This is a genomic window from Streptomyces genisteinicus (assembly GCF_014489615.1).
Classification (GTDB): Bacteria; Actinomycetota; Actinomycetes; order Streptomycetales; family Streptomycetaceae; genus Streptomyces; species Streptomyces genisteinicus.
In genome coordinates this window covers 127281-144655 of sequence record NZ_CP060826.1, presented here as the reverse complement: position 1 = coordinate 144655, position 17375 = coordinate 127281, and the positions used below count along the sequence as shown (strand labels likewise).

Annotated in this window: 17 protein-coding genes; 12 read left to right on the top strand and 5 right to left on the bottom strand. The window is 71.9% G+C overall.

Going from position 1 to position 17375, the window contains the following annotated elements:
• Positions 1 to 208 precede the first annotated feature (208 nt).
• The 4 genes from IAG43_RS33150 to IAG43_RS33135 all read left to right on the top strand — a co-directional run bounded on the left by IAG43_RS33150 (position 209) and on the right by IAG43_RS33135 (position 3699).
• Positions 209 to 811, top strand: a complete 603-nt coding sequence (locus IAG43_RS33150; protein WP_187744981.1) for a dTDP-4-dehydrorhamnose 3,5-epimerase family protein — start codon at positions 209 to 211, stop codon at positions 809 to 811.
• Complete coding sequence (locus tag IAG43_RS33145; protein WP_246574837.1) at positions 808 to 1794, top strand: NAD-dependent epimerase/dehydratase family protein; 987 nt, start codon at positions 808 to 810, stop codon at positions 1792 to 1794. The genes IAG43_RS33150 and IAG43_RS33145 overlap by 4 nt, the downstream gene beginning before the upstream one ends.
• A gap of 244 nt (positions 1795 to 2038) precedes the next feature.
• Positions 2039 to 3238 (top strand): UDP-N-acetylglucosamine--N-acetylmuramyl-(pentapeptide) pyrophosphoryl-undecaprenol N-acetylglucosamine transferase, encoded by a 1200-nt coding sequence (locus tag IAG43_RS33140; protein ID WP_187744881.1) that lies wholly within the window; start codon positions 2039 to 2041, stop codon positions 3236 to 3238.
• 98 nt (positions 3239 to 3336) lie between these two features.
• Positions 3337 to 3699, top strand: coding sequence for a hypothetical protein (locus IAG43_RS33135; RefSeq protein ID WP_187744880.1), 363 nt, complete (start codon positions 3337 to 3339; stop codon positions 3697 to 3699).
• 58 nt (positions 3700 to 3757) lie between these two features.
• On the opposite strand, the gene IAG43_RS33130 is transcribed toward IAG43_RS33135, so the two are convergent.
• Both IAG43_RS33130 and IAG43_RS33125 read right to left on the bottom strand, forming a co-directional pair.
• A complete protein-coding gene (locus IAG43_RS33130) occupies positions 3758 to 4309 on the bottom strand; it encodes a GNAT family N-acetyltransferase (RefSeq protein WP_246574836.1) in 552 nt (183 codons plus the stop codon).
• The gene (locus IAG43_RS33125; RefSeq protein WP_246574835.1) at positions 4302 to 5534 is read right to left on the bottom strand and encodes an NsdA family TPR-like regulatory protein; all 1233 of its coding nucleotides are present in this window, start codon (positions 5532 to 5534) and stop codon (positions 4302 to 4304) included. Before IAG43_RS33125 ends, IAG43_RS33130 begins: the two co-directional genes overlap by 8 nt.
• 236 nt (positions 5535 to 5770) lie before the next feature.
• On the opposite strand from IAG43_RS33125, the gene IAG43_RS33120 reads away from it, so the two are divergent.
• From IAG43_RS33120 to IAG43_RS33110, 3 genes are all read left to right on the top strand, one after another.
• Complete coding sequence (locus tag IAG43_RS33120; RefSeq protein ID WP_187744878.1) at positions 5771 to 5935, top strand: hypothetical protein; 165 nt, start codon at positions 5771 to 5773, stop codon at positions 5933 to 5935.
• The gene (tgmB, locus tag IAG43_RS33115) at positions 5932 to 6912 is read left to right on the top strand and encodes an ATP-grasp ribosomal peptide maturase (RefSeq protein WP_246574834.1); all 981 of its coding nucleotides are present in this window, start codon (positions 5932 to 5934) and stop codon (positions 6910 to 6912) included. The genes IAG43_RS33120 and tgmB overlap by 4 nt, the downstream gene beginning before the upstream one ends.
• Before the next feature lie 187 nt (positions 6913 to 7099).
• Positions 7100 to 8038, top strand: a complete 939-nt coding sequence (locus IAG43_RS33110) for a methyltransferase domain-containing protein (protein ID WP_187744877.1) — start codon at positions 7100 to 7102, stop codon at positions 8036 to 8038.
• On the opposite strand, the gene IAG43_RS33105 is transcribed toward IAG43_RS33110, so the two are convergent.
• A complete protein-coding gene (locus IAG43_RS33105) occupies positions 7993 to 8481 on the bottom strand; it encodes a hypothetical protein (RefSeq protein ID WP_187744876.1) in 489 nt (162 codons plus the stop codon). The two genes, IAG43_RS33110 and IAG43_RS33105, sit on opposite strands and share 46 nt — an antisense overlap.
• A 262-nt stretch (positions 8482 to 8743) precedes the next feature.
• On the opposite strand from IAG43_RS33105, the gene IAG43_RS33100 reads away from it, so the two are divergent.
• The 4 genes from IAG43_RS33100 to IAG43_RS33085 are packed head-to-tail and all read left to right on the top strand — an operon-like array spanning position 8744 to position 13245.
• A complete protein-coding gene (locus tag IAG43_RS33100; protein WP_187744875.1) occupies positions 8744 to 10000 on the top strand; it encodes an activator-dependent family glycosyltransferase in 1257 nt (418 codons plus the stop codon).
• Positions 10001 to 10022: 22 nt separating this feature from the next.
• Entirely contained in the window at positions 10023 to 10733 is a 711-nt protein-coding gene (locus IAG43_RS33095; RefSeq protein ID WP_187744874.1) for a class I SAM-dependent DNA methyltransferase, read from the top strand.
• A 14-nt stretch (positions 10734 to 10747) separates the two neighbouring features.
• Positions 10748 to 12139, top strand: a complete 1392-nt coding sequence (locus tag IAG43_RS33090; protein WP_187744873.1) for an NDP-hexose 2,3-dehydratase family protein — start codon at positions 10748 to 10750, stop codon at positions 12137 to 12139.
• Complete coding sequence (locus tag IAG43_RS33085) at positions 12136 to 13245, top strand: DegT/DnrJ/EryC1/StrS family aminotransferase (RefSeq protein WP_187744872.1); 1110 nt, start codon at positions 12136 to 12138, stop codon at positions 13243 to 13245. Before IAG43_RS33090 ends, IAG43_RS33085 begins: the two co-directional genes overlap by 4 nt.
• 560 nt (positions 13246 to 13805) lie before the next feature.
• On the opposite strand, the gene IAG43_RS33080 is transcribed toward IAG43_RS33085, so the two are convergent.
• Both IAG43_RS33080 and IAG43_RS33075 read right to left on the bottom strand, forming a co-directional pair.
• Positions 13806 to 15002 carry a cytochrome P450 gene (locus IAG43_RS33080; protein WP_187744871.1) on the bottom strand — a complete coding sequence of 399 codons (1197 nt, stop codon included), beginning with the start codon at positions 15000 to 15002 and terminating at the stop codon, positions 13806 to 13808.
• Positions 15003 to 15037: 35 nt separating this feature from the next.
• Positions 15038 to 15787: a thioesterase II family protein gene (locus IAG43_RS33075; protein WP_187744870.1), complete on the bottom strand. Its 750-nt coding sequence runs from the start codon at positions 15785 to 15787 to the stop codon at positions 15038 to 15040.
• A 304-nt stretch (positions 15788 to 16091) separates the two neighbouring features.
• Here IAG43_RS33075 and ccrA point away from each other — a divergent pair, with 304 nt between their 5' ends.
• Positions 16092 to 17348, top strand: a complete 1257-nt coding sequence (gene ccrA / locus IAG43_RS33070; protein ID WP_246574832.1) for a crotonyl-CoA carboxylase/reductase — start codon at positions 16092 to 16094, stop codon at positions 17346 to 17348.
• Positions 17349 to 17375: the final 27 nt, after the last annotated feature.

Here is a 17375-nt window from a genome sequence, read left to right as displayed (position 1 = left end):
CGGGCCCGGCGCACACGACGTCACCCGCCCGGCCGGCCGCCGTGGCCCCGGCACCGCACCGCCCGCACCCGTCCGCCGCAGGCCCACCCGCACCCGCACCGCCCCCGTCCGTCCGCCCACCGTGAGGTCCGCCGTGCCCGAAACCCCCGCCGCCACCGTGCCCGAACTCCCCGCCCCCGTCGCGCCCGACACCGCCGTCACCGGCTCCATGTCCGCCCGCCCCCTGCGGGTGGACGGCGCCTACGCCTTCACCCCGAGGGTCTTCCCCGACAGCCGGGGCGCCTTCCTCTCGCCCTACCAGGAACCGGCGTTCACCGCCGCCGTCGGCCACCGCCTCTTCCCCGTCGCCCAGACCAACCACAGCGTCTCCGCCCGCGACGTCGTGCGCGGTGTCCACTACACCCTCACCCCGCCCGGCTCGGCGAAGTACGTGTACTGCGCGCGCGGCAGCGCCGTCGACATCGTCGTCGACATCCGCGTCGGCTCGCCCACCTTCGGCGCCTGGGACGCGGTCCTGCTCGACCAGACCGACCACCGCGCCGTCTACTTCCCGCTCGGCCTCGGCCACGCCTTCGTCTCGCTCGAGGACGACACGGTCATGTCCTACATGGTCTCCAGCGCCTACGTCCCCGAGCACGAACTCGCCCTCACGGTCCACGACCCCGCGCTCGGCCTGCCGCTGCCCGACCGGGACCGCATGATCCTCTCCGACCGCGACTCCGTCGCCCCCACCCTTGCCGAAGCGGCCGAGGCCGGGACCCTGCCGGTGTACGAGGAGTGCCTGCGGATCGAGAAGGCGATGCACGCGTGACCGCCCTGTCCGGCGGCGCGGACCGCCCCCTGGTCGTGGTGCTCGGCGCGTCCGGCTTCATCGGCTCGCCGCTCACCCGAGCCCTGGCCGGCCGGCCCGTCCGGCTGCGGCTGGTCGCCCGGCGCCCGGCGCCCGTCCCCGACGGCGCCGTCGCCGACGTCGAGGTGCGCACGGACGACCTCGCCGCGCCCGGCGCGATCGCCCGCGCCGTCGAGGGCGCCGACGCCGTCTTCCACCTGGTCGCGGCCACCGAGTCGGGCTGGCGGGTCGCCGAGGGCGACGCCGCCGCCGAGCGGCTGAACGTCGGCCTGGTCCGCGACCTCGCCGCCGCGTTCGCCGCCACCGGGAGGCAGGGGGCGCAGCCCCCCGTCGTGGTCTTCCCCAGCACCACCACCCACCTCGGCGCCGGCCCCGGCGGCACGGTCGACCCGGACCAGGTGAAGAGCACGTACGTACGGCAGAAACTCCTCGCCGAGCACGTCCTCGCACACGCCACGTCCGAGGGTGTCCTGCGCGGCGTCTCGCTCGGCCTGCCCACCGTCTTCGGCCACGGCCCCGCCACCACCGCCCCCGACCGCGGCGTGGTCGCCGCCATGACCCGCCGCGCGCTGGCGGGCGAACCGCTCACCGTCTGGGGCGACGGCTCGGTCCGCCGCGACCTGGTCTACGTCGACGACGTCGTGGACGCCCTGCTCGCCGCCCACGACCACGCCGACCTGCTCTCCGGCCGCCACTGGGAGATCGGCACCGGCACCGGCGTCACCCTGCTCTCCCTCTTCACCGGCGTCTCCGACGCCGTCGCCGCCCGGACCGGCAGACCGGCCGTCCCCGTCGTGACCGTGCCCCCACCGGACCACGCCGACCCGGCCGACGCGGAGGACGTCGTCGTCGACCCGGCCCCCTTCCACGCGGCCACCGGCTGGCGCCCACGGACCACCCTCCCGGACGCCCTGCACCGCACGGCGGAGGCGCTGGCGTCATAAGGCCGCCGCAGCCGGGTCGTGCGTCATCCCGGCCGGCGCTCTGCTGCCACGCGGTCGCGCTGCGGCTTCGAGGGGCTCCGCTCTGCCGGGCGGTCGACACGACGTGCAGCCGCCTTCAACTCCCGGACGTCGACACTCAGGTCCTGCCACCTCCGTGGCCCTACGCGCGCCTGCGCGCAAGGCCACCGGGGGCGAGGTGGCGGATACCGCATGGTGTGAAGGGCCGGCACGCTACTCTCCGTGAATGATCGACCCCTCTCGAGTCCGCCCGTCCCAGGCCTCGGACGGCACTCCGTTCAGACTGCTTGTGACCGGCGGAGGCACTGGCGGACATACCTACCCGGCCCTCACCACCCTGCGCACCGTTCAGCAGCGGCTGGCGCTCCGAGGCGTCGCACTCGATGTGCTGTGGGCAGGGTCTGCCGACGGCCTGGAAGCCAGGGTCGCGACGGCTGAGGGCATCCGTTTCACCGAGGTCGCCACCGGCAAGATCCGGCGCTCCAAGAACCCCCTGAAGCTCGTGTCGCCTGCGAACGTGAAGGACATGAGCAATGTGCCGCGCGGTGTGGCCCAGGCCCGCCGGATCGTCGCCGACTTCGCGCCCCATGTCGTCCTGGCGACCGGCGGTTACGTCGCGATCCCCGTCGGGCTGGCCGCGCGCATGTGCCGGCGGCCGCTGGTCGTCCACGAGCAGACGGTCCGAATCGGTCTGGCGAACCGGGTGCTGGCCCGCGCTGCCACACGCATCGCCGTCTCTGCGGAGTCCACCCTCGGGCTCCTGCCCGACAACGTGCGGGCGGCCGCTGTCGTCACCGGCAACCCGGTGCGCGCCGAGGTGCTGTCCGGAACGGCGGAGAAGGCGATCGAGTCCCTGAGCCTGCACGGGTTCCGCCGTGCCCTGCCGACCGTGTACGTGACCGGCGGTGCGCAGGGGTCGGTGCAGATCAACAACACCATCCAGGCCAATCTGCCGTGGCTGCTGGAGCGCGCCAACGTCGTTCACCAGTGCGGGCCGGCCAACGAGGCGACGTTGCGGGAGGCTGCGGCCGCGCTGCCCGGTGAGCTAGCGGCCCGCTACCACGTCACCGGGTTCATGGGCGCCGAGCTGCCCGACGTCCTGGCGCTCGCCGACATCGTCGTATCGAGGTCCGGGGCCGGAACCATCGCGGAACTTACTGCCCTCGGCAAGGCCGCGGTGTTCATTCCCCTTGCCTCGTCGGCCGGCAACGAGCAGACGCACAACGCGCAGCACCTGCAAGCGGCCGGGGCCGCCGTCGCGCTCGTCGACGACGTGTCCCCGGCAGCGTTGCAGTCGGCACTGCACGGGCTGCTCACGGACCCTGAGCGGCGTGCAGCCGTAGCCGGGCGCGCCCGGGATCAGGGCCGGCCGGATGCCGCCGAGCGCCTGGCCGACGTGGTGCTGGCTGCGGCCGATCGCCGCTGAGAGACGAGCCGGCTGGGCTACGTGCTGGACGCGGCGCGGGTCCATCGGCTCGCTCGCCGAGCGGGAGACTGAAGCCGCTGGTCAGATAGCGTGACGGGATGAACGAGAACCTGCCTGCCGACGTCGCCGACGTGCTCGCGGCAGTCCTGGACGCGGACACGCCGGTCCACGTCGCGCTCCGGAGGCAGGTCCCGCATCTCACGGTGCGGGAACGCTGCACATGCGGGTGCGGCACCTCCTACTTCGAACTCGACACCAGCGAGGCAGCGCCCGCACTCACCGGACCCGGTGCGGTCGTGGCGGCCGCAGCACAACTCGTCACCGAAGCCGGTGAGTGCCCGGGCGAGGTCCTGGTCTTCGCACGGGACGGTTACCTGTCATGGCTCGAAGTCTGTTCGTGGAGCGACGACACCGAAGTGACACTCGCCGCCGCGGGTCACTGGTTGCGGACACGCTCCTGATCCCGAGCGACCAGCGCTCAGCGATCTCCACCACACCACCGACGTCACGCGTTCGAGCTCAGCAGTCGGCCGACCACGGGGACTCCGCCCCCCGCTGCCGCGGCACCAGGTGACGCAGCATCACCGCGAACCGCGGCGAGTCCGGGAACGGCTGCTGCTCACCGACCTTCGCGTACTCCCACGACTCGTACAGCGCCTGAACCCGGTCGTGCGTGGTGTCGACCAGCAGCACCGCCAGGGCCTCCGGGCGGGGCTCCAGCAGTGCGGCGTGCAGGCGCTCCGCGGTTCCGGTCCTCCGCCAAGCCGGGCGGACCATCAGCTCGGACACGGAGAACGTGGACGGGTCCGCCGGCGGCTCCGCGAGATGTCCGCGCCACCACTCGCGGCCCGCCACCCCCGGAGCGCCGTACGCGAAGCCGACCGGCTCGTCGCCCTCCCAGCCGATCACACAGGCGAAGCCCGGGTTCCGGCCCCAGTGGTCCACGAACCAGGCGAAGCGCTGGTGGAAGGGGTCGTCCATCTGGTCGGCGTACGCCTCGGCGTGCACGTCGAGGAGGATACGGCGGATCGCGGGCAGGTCGGCGTGCCCGTAGGCGCGCAACTCAGTCACATCGGCTCCACTCGTCTCGGTAGCGCTGTACCCACTCTCTCGTGAAGTCGCTGTCAGGCGCGAGTGACATGAGTTCGCCGTGGAGGTCGCTCATGAGGGTGCGCATGCGCCCTGGCAGCGGGGCTCCGTCCATCAGGTGGAAGACCTGTTCTGAGGTCGCACACGCCTGTTCGGCCTCACCTTGGTGGACCTGGGCGAGGGCCAGGCGGGCGGCCACGAGCGCGCGGTTGCGGCGAAACTGCCCCGGCAGCACCGCCAGCGCACGGTGCGACGCGGCCTCGGCCTCGTCGAAGTGACCGATTTGGTCGCGCACGATGGCGCTGAGGGCATGGAGTTCGGCCGGGCCGTAGAACCCGATCCAAGGCGGCCGTTCCTGCTCCGGCGACGCCTTGGCCAGGAGCGTCTCGGCGAAGCCCAGCGAACGCAGGGCGGCCTGCGGGTCACCGCGGTGCGCGTGGCCGATCGCGGTGCGGGCGTGGGCGAGTGAGCCGAAGAGCGGATCACGCCGGGTGACTGCGGTGGCCTGGGCTGCATAGCCGGCATCCACTGCGGCTGTGTGGTCCCGGCGCTGATGGGCGACCATGGCCAGTGAGTTCCACACCCGCATCTCGGTTCCTGAGTCGCCCGCCAGGCGCGCGAGCAACAGCGCCTCGCGCAGCAGGTCGTCGGCCCGGTCGAGATGACGCGCGTCGATACTCGACCATGCCGCCGTGGCGGTGAAGTCGGCAGCCAGGGAGAGCAGGGCCTTGCGGATGCGCTGAGAGCGGGCACGGTCCGTCCTGTCGAGGCAGTCCCGGGAGCCGGCGAGTGCGGCCTGTTCGAGGTCCAGGTGGCCGCCCCGCCGGTGGTCGAGCCCCGTCAGGCTGTCCAAGTTCTGCCGGAGCGCGGCGACGTCGGAGGACCCGACGCGGTCCGGTGACGAACCCGGGGAGGTGCTCACGGCGACCGCGGCAGTGGACGCGAGGAACGAGCGGCGGAGCAACAGAGCACCCGATGGTGTGAACCCGAGGTCGGCGACCTGACAGCCGAATACGTGCTCCAGGGCGTCGCGCAGTCTCCTGTGCGGCCACCTGGATCTTCCTGTCAGCCAGTACCGCACCGTCCGGTCGCTCACCGTGGCCCGATGGCCGGAACGGATCAGACAGTCGTTCAGTGCGTCGACCAACTCGGCTTGGGTGCAACCTGCTTCGGCCATCGCACGCTTGAGTCGTGAGTTCTCCTCCACACGCTCACGGTAGTGAGCCGGCCGCATTCCATACTCCGGACGGAGTTGTCACGGACGAATTTTCCGGTCACCTGCGAGCGGCCGACGCGGACTTTTCCTCCTGCGGACGTACACCCAGCGGTTGTATGAGCAGTGCCGGCTGCGCCCGGCAGCGTTTCGTCCACTCGCTCAAAGGAGAGACCATGCTCGCTGTCATTCCGTTTGCCGCCCGAGCAGCGGCCCCACCCTGTCTCGTCATGACGTCGGTCGACGGGGTGAGGTGGGACGAGTCCCGCCAGATCAACGTCACCGCCGACGGGACCCCCTGGCACACCATGCCGCAGGCGGCGTCCACCACGGACACCAATCTGGACGGCAAGGGCGACGACGTCTCCGACCCGTACTACGCGTCCGCCTCATGACCACCGCCGCGCGGCCCGTGCTCGTCGTCGCCGAACGGCTGGACGCGGCGGCCGACATGGTCGTGGACGCGCTGAACCTGCGCGAGGTCCCCGTCATGCGGTTCGACATCGCCGACTTCCCCCAGCATCTCACCCTGACCGGAGCTCATCTTCCTACCGAACCGGGTTGGACCGGGACTCTGGACGACGGGCGCCGGACGACGCGGCTCGAGGAGGTGCGGGCCGTCTACTGGCGACGACCCGCACGTCCGGTCATCGCCGGCACCGTTCCCGGGCCGTACGGCCTGTGGGCGCAGAACCAGGCCGACGCGGCAATACTGAACGTCCTCGCCGCCCTGCCCGGTGCATCCTGGATCAACAACCCGCACGCCGACCGGATCGCATCCCACAAGCCCCAGCAGCTGGTCGTCGCCACCCGAGTCGGGCTGAGGGTGCCACGCAGCATCATCACCAACGAGCCCGATGCGGCCCGTGCCTTTGCCGAGGAGGTGAACGGCCCGCTGATCTGCAAGCCGGTCCTCGGCGGCCGACTCGACGCGGGGCAGGAACGCGAGCTGATGGTCGCTACCCACCGTGTCGACCCGGCGGACTTCGACGACAGCATCCGCACCACCGCGCACTACTTCCAGGAAGACATCCCGAAAGCCTACGAGGTGCGCCTGATCGCGGTCGGCGGCCGGGTTTTCGGGGGAAAACTGACTGCCACCAGCGAAGCCGCCGGTACCGACTGGCGCACCGACTACGACCATATCGAGTACGACACCGTCGATGTACCCGGTGCCGTCACCTCTCGGGTGCTCCGGTTTCTCGACCACTACGGGATCGTGTTCGGCGCGTTCGACTTCGCGGTGACCCCAGGGGGAGAGTGGGTGTTCTTCGAGAACAACCCGGCCGGCACGTGGGGGTGGGTCGAGAACCGCACCGGCCTTCCCATCGCCGCTGCTCACGCCGACTATCTCGCTGGAGCCACTGCATGAGTCCGCCCCATGACGACCACCTTCCAGGAGCCGCCCCGTGAATTGGCCGGAAAGCGGAACTTCCGCTGCCGCGCGCCGTACGCTTGCCGACGAGCTGAGCCGGGAGCGCGGGGGGCCTGACGCTTGGACCGACGCGTTCGCCGCCGTACCACGGCACGTGTTCGTTCCGCGATTCCACCGTCAGGACATGCGCGGCGCATGGGAGCCCGTCACTTGGGGGGACCCCGGGTACCTTGACGACGTCTACTCCGACGCCGCCCTCACCACCCAGCTCGACGAGCACGGCGTGCCCACCAGTTCGTCGAGCCAGCCGTCGCTGATGCTCACCATGCTCGAGGCCCTGGACGTGCGCGACGGACAGCGCGTGTACGAACTGGGTGCGGGCACCGGGTACAACGCGGCGCTGCTCTCCCACCGGCTGGGCGACAGCCGGGTGACGACCGTCGACATCGACTCCGGCCTCGTCGAGGCAGCGGTCCGGCACTTGCACTCGACCGGATACCGGCCCACGGCCATCGTCGGCGACGGCGCACGCGGCTACCTGCACAACGCCCCGTACGACCGGATCATTGCCACGGCAGCCCTGCCGATGATCCCGCCACCCCTCCTCGATCAGGCGACCGAGGGCGCGGTGGTCGTCGCCCCCCTCGGCTACGGCATCGTCCGCGCCACGGTGACCGGCCCCGGGCGTGCCGCGGGCCGGTTCCTCGGCACACCGGCGTACTTCATGCTGCGCCGGGCCCCCGGCAACCCTCCGCAGTTCGAATCCGCCCGCGAACAACAGCCGAGCGACACGCACGTTCCCGTCGGCGACGTCCTCGGCCGGCTCCGGTTCCCCCTGTCCATCGCCCTCCCGGGCTTCACCTCCTGCTCCTGGCGGGACGACCACGGACGGCTGGATGCGGTCGGTCTCTGGACCCCCGACGGCTCGACGGCAGTGGCCCGTACCACGGGCACCGTCCAGCAGACCGGTCCGCGTCTCTTGTGGGACACGGTCGAAGAGCTGGCCGATGCCCTGCCCGGTGATCCGGACCGTGCCGACTTCCACCTGGAGGTCACACCCGCGGGCCAGAGGGTGACTCACCGTCCGAGCGGGCTGGGATGGGAGCTGCCGACGCTGCCGTAGTCCTCGCCGTGGTCCCGGGTCAGCGCGGCGAGCAGTTCGGGATCGGAGTGCACCTCGGCGGTGTGCTGCCAGGCGATGAGCAGCTGGGCGACGGACGCGTTGTTGCCGAGGGAGTCGGCGGCGCGCATGGTGTCGACGAGTTCCACGGCGAAGGCGTGGATGTCGGCCTCGGGCAGGAAGCGCACCCAGGGAAACGCGTCCGGCAGGATGTCGAGGAGCAGCTCCGTGCTGCCTGGTTCGCGCCGTGCCATGGCGGCCAGCATCCGGGTGGCCGCCGACACCACGGTCCGGTCCTGTTCGGCCCGCGCCGCGGTGGTCAGGACCAGGTCCTCGCCGTCTCTGCGGTGCAGAAGCAGTCTCGGTGTGTCCCGGAGGCGGGCGAGGGTCTGCTTGTTCTTGTTGACCAGCTCGGAGAAGTTCACGGCTGCACTCTCGGCGCTCATGACTTTGAAACTACTTCGAAACCCGATGCGGTGCCATCGCCTGAAAGAGGGACGTCCGTGCCCCCGGAGCCGCCGCCCCGCGCCCCGCCGCGGCCGGCGGCCACCCCCTTCCCCGGGCCGCGCCTGGGGTGGAGCGGGCAGGTGATAGGGGGGGTAGGGGGTGTTCCGCGCGTGCGGGCAGTCCCTATGTTCGCTGGCGAGGACACCATCTCGGCAGCGACACCGGCCCGACGTGTCCACGGGTCCCGTCTGGAGGACGGCAATGCGCATTCTGTTCGCGGCACATGCGGAGAAGACTCACTTTTTCAGCATGGTGCCCCTCGCGTGGGCGCTGCGTACGGCGGGTCACGAGGTCAGGATCGCCACCCAGCCGACGATGGCGGAGACCGTCACCCGGACCGGCCTCACGGCGGTGCCGCTCGGCAGCGACCACCGCTGGAAGCAGGTCATGGAGGCCAGCCAGGACGAGGGCTGGGCGGACCGCGTCGTCGAAGCGGTCACCCGCACCGACGGCCTGGGCCACGAGGAGCTGTTCCGCTTCTTCGACGAGACGACCTCCCGCTACTTCCGCACCGTCAACAACGACGAGTTCACCGACGCCCTGGTCGACTACGCCCGCTGGTGGCAGCCCGACCTGATCGTCTGGGAGCAGTTCACCTGGGCCGGCGCCGTCGCCGCCCGGGCCACGGGCGCGGCGCACGCCCGCATGGTGTGGGGCGCCGACGTGGTGACCCGTACCCGCAACGCGTTCCTCGCCACGCTCGACGAGCTCCCCGAGGAGCGCCGGAGGGACCCGCTGCGCGACTGGCTCACCGAATCGCTCGCCCGCCACGGCGCGGCGTACGACGAGACCGTGGCCAACGGGCAGTGGACCATCGACGTCGGCCCGCCGTCCCACCGCATCGACAACGGCCTGCCCGTCGTCGGTGTGCGCTACATCCCGTACAACGGGCAGGCGGAGCTGCCGGAATGGCTCGCCGCCGAGCCGTCCAAGCCCCGTGTCGTCGTCACCGCCGGCGTCTCCGTGCGCAGCTACTTCGGCTTCGACATGTTCAGTGTCGGCGCGCTGCAGGCCTTCGCCGGCCTCGACATCGAGCTGATCGCCACCCTGCTGCCGGCCCCGGGGGAGACCGCGGACATGGCGCCGGAGAACGCCACCGTCGTGGACTTCGTACCCATGCAGGGCCTGCTGCCGACCTGTTCGGCCGTCATCCACATCGGCGGGGCGGGCGTGCAGTCCACGGCCGCCTACTACGGCGTCCCGCAGCTGATCCTTCCCGGCCTGTGGGACACCGTCGTCCGGGCCGACCTCGTCGAGCGGTCCGGCGCCGGGATCTCGCTGCCGCCGGGCCGGGTCACGGCCGAGAGCGTACGCGAATCCCTCGTACGGCTCCTGGAGGACCCGTCGTTCCGCACCGGAGCCGAGGCGCTGCGCAAGGACCTCGAGTCCGCGCCGTCGCCCAACGAGGTCGTCCCGGTCCTCGAGGACCTCACCGCCCGCCACAAGAGCGCAGTCTGAGCACCCCGAGGGGACCACAGCCGTGTACGGAGCAGAGTTCGCCGAGATCTACGACCTGATCCACCAGGGCCGGGGCAAGGACTACGCCCTCGAGGCGCAGTTCGTCGCCGGCCTCGCCAGGGAGAAGGCCCCCGGCGCCACCTCGCTGCTGGACGTGGCCTGTGCCACGGGATCGCACCTGGCCGCCTTCGCCGACATCTTCGACACGGTCGCGGGCGTGGAGCTGTCCGAGCCCATGGTCGAGGTGGCCCGCCGCAAGCTGGGCGACACCGTCCACGTCGGCGACATGCGCGACTTCGACCTCGGGGCCCGCTACTCCGTCGTCACCTGCATGTTCGGCTCCATCGGCCACGCCATGACGGAGCCGGAACTCGTCGCCGCCCTGCGCCGGTTCGAGGCGCACCTGGAGGACGGGGGGGTGATCGCCGTCGACCCCTGGTGGTTCGACGACACCTTCACCCCCGGTCACGTCTCCGGCGACGTGTGCACCGTGGACGGGCTCACCATGGCCCGCGTCTCGCACGCCAGCCGCGAGGACGACAAGTCCCGCATGGACGTCCACTACACCGTCGCCCGCCCGCACGAGGGCGTGCGGCACTTCGTCGAGACGTACCGGGCCCGCCTCTACACCCGGGAGCAGTACGAGAAGGCGTTCGCCGAGGCCGGTCTCGCCGCCGAGTACGTGCCCGAGGTGCAGGGCGGCCGCGGGCTCTTCCTCGCCGTGCGCGCCTGACCGGGCCGCCCGCCATGACACAGCTGACCGACCACGCGCACGCCACACGGTTCGCCGAGTCCGCACGGGCCGTCGACGGCTTCGTCACGGACAAGGCCGCGTTCGAGGCCTGGCTCGCCGATTGCCGGGCCCGCTTCCACACCACCGCCGAACTCCGCCCCCTGGACGCCCTGCGCGACTGGTCGGTGGACCCGCGCACCGGTGACGTCGGCCACGTCAGCGGCCGGTTCTTCTCCGTGCGCGGCCTCGACGTGCGGGTGCCCGGCGCCGCCGTGGACCGCTGGCAGCAGCCCATCATCAGCCAGCCCGAGGCCGGCATCCTCGGCATCCTCGTCAAGGAGTTCGACGGGGTGCCGCACTGCCTGATGCAGGCCAAGGCGGAACCCGGCAACATCAACGGCATCCAGCTCTCGCCGACCGTCCAGGCGACCCGCAGCAACTACGGCGGCGTCCACCGCGGCAAGGCCGTCCCCTATCTGGAGTACTTCCGCGACACCCCGCCCGACCGGGTGATCGCCGACGTCCTCCAGTCCGAGCAGGGCTCCTGGTTCCACCGCAAACGCAACCGGAACCTGATCGTCGAGGCCACCGGCCCCGTCGAGGTCCTCGACGGCTTCTGCTGGCTGACCCTCGGCCAGCTGCACGAACTCCTCCGCCAGGACGACCTGGTCAACATGGACACCCGTACGGTGATGTCCTGCTTCCCGGTCACCGGCGCCGATCCCGCCCCCGCGGTCCCCGAGTACGGGCCGTCGTACGGGGAACTCCTGCGCTGGATCACCGGGGAACGCACCCGCCGCGAACGCCACGTCCGCGAGATCCCGCTGAACACCGTCGAGGGCTGGCAGTTCCGCGACGGCCGCGTCACCCACCGGGACGGGCTCTTCTTCGACATCGTCGGCGTCTCCGTGGAGGCCGCAGGACGCGAGGTCGGCCGCTGGGACCAGCCGCTGCTCGCCCCCCACGGCACGGGCCTCGTCGCCCTGCTGGTCCGGGAGATCGACGGTGTGCCGCACGCCCTGCTGCACGCCCGCGTCGAAGCCGGGCACCTCGACGTCCTCGAACTCGCCCCCACGGTGCAGTGCACCCCGCAGACCTACACGCACCTGCCGCCGGGCGCACGCCCGCGCTTCCTGGACACCGTGCTGAACGCGCCGCAGGAGAACATCCTCTTCAGCGCCGTCCACTCCGAGGAGGGCGGCCGCTTCCTGCACGCCCGCAACCGCTACATGATCGTCGAGGCCGGCCCCGGTCCCGGACTCGACGACGGCCCCGACTACCGCTGGACGGCGCTCCCCGACACGGCCGCACTGCTGCGCCACAGCCACTATCTCAACATCCAGGCCCGTTCCATCCTCGCCTGTCTACACGGCCTGGCAGGCCGGGAAACAAGAGTGACGCCATGACCCTGCGCGTATGGGACTACCTCGACGAGTACGAGGCGGAGCGCGAGGACATCCTCGACGCGGTCGACCAGGTCTTCCGCTCCGGACAGCTCGTCCTCGGACCCTCCACCACCGGCTTCGAGAAGGAGTTCGCCGCCTACCACGGCCTGGCGCACGGCGTCGGCGTCGACAACGGCACCAACGCCCTCGTCCTCGCCCTGCGCGCCCTGGGCGTCGGCCCGGGCGACGAGGTCGTCACCGTCTCCAACACCGCCGCGCCCACCGTCATCGCCATCGACCAGGTCGGCGCCACCCCCGTCTTCGTGGACGTGCGCGAGAGCGACTACCTGATGGACACCGCGCAGGCCGAGGCCGCGGTCACCTCCCGCACCCGCTGCCTGCTGCCCGTTCACCTGTACGGCCAGTGCGCCGACCTCGCCCCGCTGGAGAAGCTCGCCGCCCGCCACGACCTCGCGCTCCTGGAGGACTGCGCCCAGTCGCACGGCGCCCGGCAGAACGGCCGGCTGGCCGGCACCACCGGCAAGGCCGCCGCGTTCTCGTTCTACCCGACGAAGGTGCTCGGCGCGTACGGCGACGCCGGCGCCGTCGTCACCGACGACGCGGCCACCGACGCCGCCCTGCGCAGGTACCGCTACTACGGCATGGAGCGGCGCTACTACGTCGAGCAGACCCCGGGGCACAACTCCCGCCTCGACGAGGTGCACGCCGAGATCCTGCGCCGCAAGCTGCGCCGGCTCGACGGCTACCTGGAGGCCCGGCGCCGGGTCGCCGCCCGCTACGCGGAGGCCCTCGCGGACACCGACCTCGTGCTGCCGCAGGTCGTCGAGGGCAACGACCACGTCTACTACCTGTACGTCGTGCGGCACCCGCGCCGTGACGCCGTCATCGAGGCCCTGCGCCCGCTCGGCGTCGAGCTCAACATCAGCTACCCGTGGCCGGTCCACACGATGACCGGCTTCGCCCACCTCGGGCAGCCCGCCGGATCGCTGCCGGTCACCGAGGCACTGGCCGGCGAGATCTTCTCCCTGCCGATGTACGCCTCGCTGACCGAGGAACGGCAGGACAAGGTCATCGCCGCGCTGCGCGAGGTGCTGCGCACGGTCTGACGCCGCCGTGCCCTGCGGCACCGGCCGGTCGGGACGCCCCGGCCGGCCCGCCCGCATCGGCCGGTCCGGGTGCACTGGCCGGTCCGCCTGCGCCACGCCGCGCCGGGCGGTACCGGCCCGGAGCACCGGCGGCGGCTACGCGCGCGCCCGTCCGGCCCGTCCCGGTGCACGCGCCCGCCGGGCCGCACGGGCCGGTCCGCCTGCGCAAACGCCGGACCGCACCGGCCCGGAGCCCGGCCCGCGGGCACGCGCCTCACCGCGCCGCCCCCGCCCCGTTTCCGTGATCCGTCGTCGTGGCTCCGAGCCGGGGCCCTCAGCGCGCGCCCCGGCCGTCCCCGGCAGGCCGGCCTTCAGCGGCCTCGCCGCACACAGGGCACTCCCGCTCGTCGGCCGAGTCCGTCACGACCGCATGACCACAGAAGTCGCACGGCCGCATCCCCTCACCCGCCGTCCCCCGGACGGACACGCCATCACTCATGACAGGCACAGTGCCTCGGCCGAGGACGCAGGGGCGCCCCGCCCGGCGGGGGCCGGGCGGGGCGCGGCTGCCGGACGGGGCGTCAGTGCGTGAGCCGGAGCGGCAGCTCCAGCAGCCCGTGCAGGTTGAAGTGCTTGTTGACCGGCAGGTCCTCGCGGAGCAGCTCGATCTTCCCGTACCGCTCCAGCAGGTGGGAGAAGACCGTTCCGGCCTCCAGCCGTCCCAGCACCGCGCCCAGGCAGAAGTGCGGGCCCGCGCTGAACGCCAGCGTCTTCGGCTCGGTGCGGGCCAGGTCCAGACGGTCCGGATCGGGGTAGCGGTGCGGGTCCCGTCCGGCCGCGTCCAGCAGCCCCATGACATGGGCCCCCTTCGGGATCGTCTTCCCGCCGATCTCCATCTCGGCGGTGGCGATCCGGGTGGCCAGCGTCACCGGCGGGTCGAAGCGGGACAGCTCGTCCACCGCCGTCCCCATCAGCGACGGGTCCGCCCGCAGCGCCTCCAGCGCCTCCGGCTGCTTCAGCAGGGCCAGCATGCCGTTGCCGATGAGGTTGACCGTCGTCTCGTGGCCCGCGTTGAAGATGAGCAGGATGTTGGCGACGATCTCGTCCTCGGTGAGCTGTTCGCCGTCCTCCGCCTGCATCAGCACCGACAGCAGGTCGTGCTCCGGGTCGGCGCCGCGCCGCGACGCCATCAGCTCCAGCAGGTACTTCCGGAACTCCGGCTCCGCCTTGTTCATGGCGATCCGCCGGCCCGGCGAGACGTCCGGGTCGAGGACGTACCCCACCTTGTCCGTCCAGTCCCGGCAGCGCGCCCGGTCCTCGACGGGGATGCCGAGCAGTTCCCCGACCACCGCGACCGGCATCGGCAGCGCCAGGTCCCGGATCAGGTCCACCTCGCCGTCGCCCATCGAGTCCAGCAGACCGTCCACGATCTCCACGATCCGCGGCCGCAGCCGGTCGATGAAGCGCGGCGTGAACACCCGTGCGATCAGCTTGCGCAGCCGCCGGTGGTCCGCCCCGTCCTGGAGCAGCAGCCACTTGTCCACGCTGCGCATCACGGGGCACGTCGGCCCGCCGCGCGTCATCGCCCAGCCCGGTTCCTTCGGGAAGGCGCTCGACGAGTGCGGGGAGCGCAGCAGCGCCGACACGTCGTCGTAGCGGGTGAGCACCCAGTAGCCCAGCGGCGTGCGGTGCACCGGATCGGCCTCGCGCAGCCGCCGGTAGTACGCGAACCGGTCGGCGGCCAGGGCGGGGTCGTTCAGGTCGTACAGCGCGCTCATGCCGTCGCTCCCTCTGCCTCGGTGGACTGTGCCGCTCAGCTCTTGGCGAGCGCGGTGCGGATCACGTCCAGCACCCGCGCGCTGTGGTCGAGCAGGAAGAAGTGCCCGCCGGACATGACCTCCATGGCGAACGGGCCGGTGGTGTGCGTGGCCCACGCCTCGACCTCGGGGATGTGCGCCTTCGGGTCGCTGTCGCCGATCAGCGCGGTGACCGGGCAGTTCAGCGGCTCGCCGGACGTCCACCGGTACGTCTCGGCGGCCTTGTAGTCGTTGCGGACGGCCGGCAGCGCCATCCGCATGAGCTCCTCGTCCTGCAGCAGCCGGGCGTCCGTGCCGGCCAGCGACCGGACCTCGGCGAGCAGGCCGTCGTCGTCGCGCTGGTGCACCGTCTCGTGACGCGCCGCCGACGGCGCGCGGCGGCCCGAGACGAAGACGTGCGCCGGCGGCCGGCCGGCCGCCTCCATGAGCAGGGCCAGCTCGAACGCGACCGTGGCGCCCATGCTGTGCCCGAGCAGCGCCGTCGGCCTGTCGTCCAGCTCGCCGAGCACCTCGTGGATGCGCAGGGCGAGTTCGGGAAGGTTGTCGACGAACGGTTCGTGGCGGCGGTCCTGGCGGCCCGGGTACTGGATCGCGACGACGTCCGTCTGCGGCGACAGCGCCTTGGCGACCGGCAGCCAGAAGCTCGCCGAACCGCCGGCGTGCGGCAGGCACACCAGCCGGACCGGCGCGGCGGGCGCGGGCGCGTACGTGCGTACCCAGGTCGAGGTGGTGGCGTGAGTCGTCATGTGGTCGTCCACTTCTCGGGTGCGGAAAGGCCGGATGGCGCAGAGGCTGACGTGATGCCAGCATCTCGCGGGCGCGCGGACAAGGGGCGGCGGCCCGGAGCAGGGGCACGGGCGCCCGAAGTCAGGGGGCGGGCGCCCCCGGTGCGCCGCCGCGGACTCCAGGACTGGGGTCCCGGCGGGCCGGTAGGGGGTGTCCAGGCCGCACGCGCGTTCAGTAGCGTCCCGCAGCGCATGAGTTCATCAATGAGGCAGTTCCGAATCGGGCCGGCCAACAGGTGCGCCGGCGCCGGGTGAGGGGGCGACCGTGTCGAAATCGCTGTACGAGCTGGGAGACCCCCCACCGCTCGGCGTGATCCCGGACCAGATGTACGCGAACGTGATCCGCCAGGACCGCTTCGGCGAGCCCGCCAAGGCGATGCAGACCGAGGTCCTGCCGACGCCGCGGCCCGGACGCGGCGAGGTCCTCGTCTACGTGATGGCCGCGGGCATCAACTACAACAACGTGTGGGCCTCCCTCGGGGAGCCCATCGACGTCATCGCCATGCGGCAGAAGCTGCACGGCGCGACCGAGGACTTCCACATCGGCGGCACCGACGCCTCCGGCGTCGTCTGGGCCGTCGGCGAGGGCGTCACGCAGTTCAAGGTGGGCGACGAGGTCGTCACCTCCGGCGCGATCTGGGACGAGACCGCCGAGGACATCCGGATGGGCTACGACCCGCTCACCTCGAAGTCGCTGCTCGCGTGGGGCTACGAGTCCAACTACGGCTCCTTCGCCCAGTTCACCCGCATCAAGGAACAGCAGTGCCACCCCAAGCCCCGGAACCTGTCCTGGGAGAACGCGGGCAGCTTCCTGGTGACCGGCGCCACCGCCTACCGCCAGCTCACCAGCTGGGCGCCGAACGACGTGCGCCCCGGCGACCCCGTGCTGATCTGGGGCGGTTCGGGCGGCATCGGCTCCGCCGCGATCCAGGTCACCAACCTGCGCGGCGGCATCCCGATCGCCGTCGTCTCCAGCGAGGAGCGTGCGCAGTACGCCCTCGACCTCGGCGCCCACGGCGTCATCGACCGCACCGAGTTCAACCACTGGGGGCGGCTCCCCGACCTCGACGACAAGGCCGCCGCGAAGGCGTGGACCTCCGAGGTCCGCCGCTTCGGCGCCAAGTTCTGGGAGGTCCTCGGCGAGCGGCGCAACCCGCGGATCGTCGTGGAGCACCCCGGCGAGGAGACCCTGCCGACCTCCATGTTCCTGTGCGACAACGGCGGCATGGTCGTCATCTGCGGCGGCACCAGCGGCTACAACGGCGACCTGGACCTGCGCTACCTCTGGATGCGCAGCAAGCGCCTGCAGGGCTCGCACGGCTCCAACACCCGTGAGAACCGGGCCGTCATCCGGCTCATGTCCGAGGGCCGCCTCGACCCGTGCATCACCTGGTGCGGCAGGTTCGACGACATCGCCGAGGGCCACCAGCGGCTCTTCGAGAACCGGCAGGGCCTCGGCAACTTCGCCGTCCTCGTCAACGCCACCTCACACGGTCTGACCACGCTGTCTGGGGTCGTCTAGGGGTTGCCGGGCGGCGATCACCGCTTC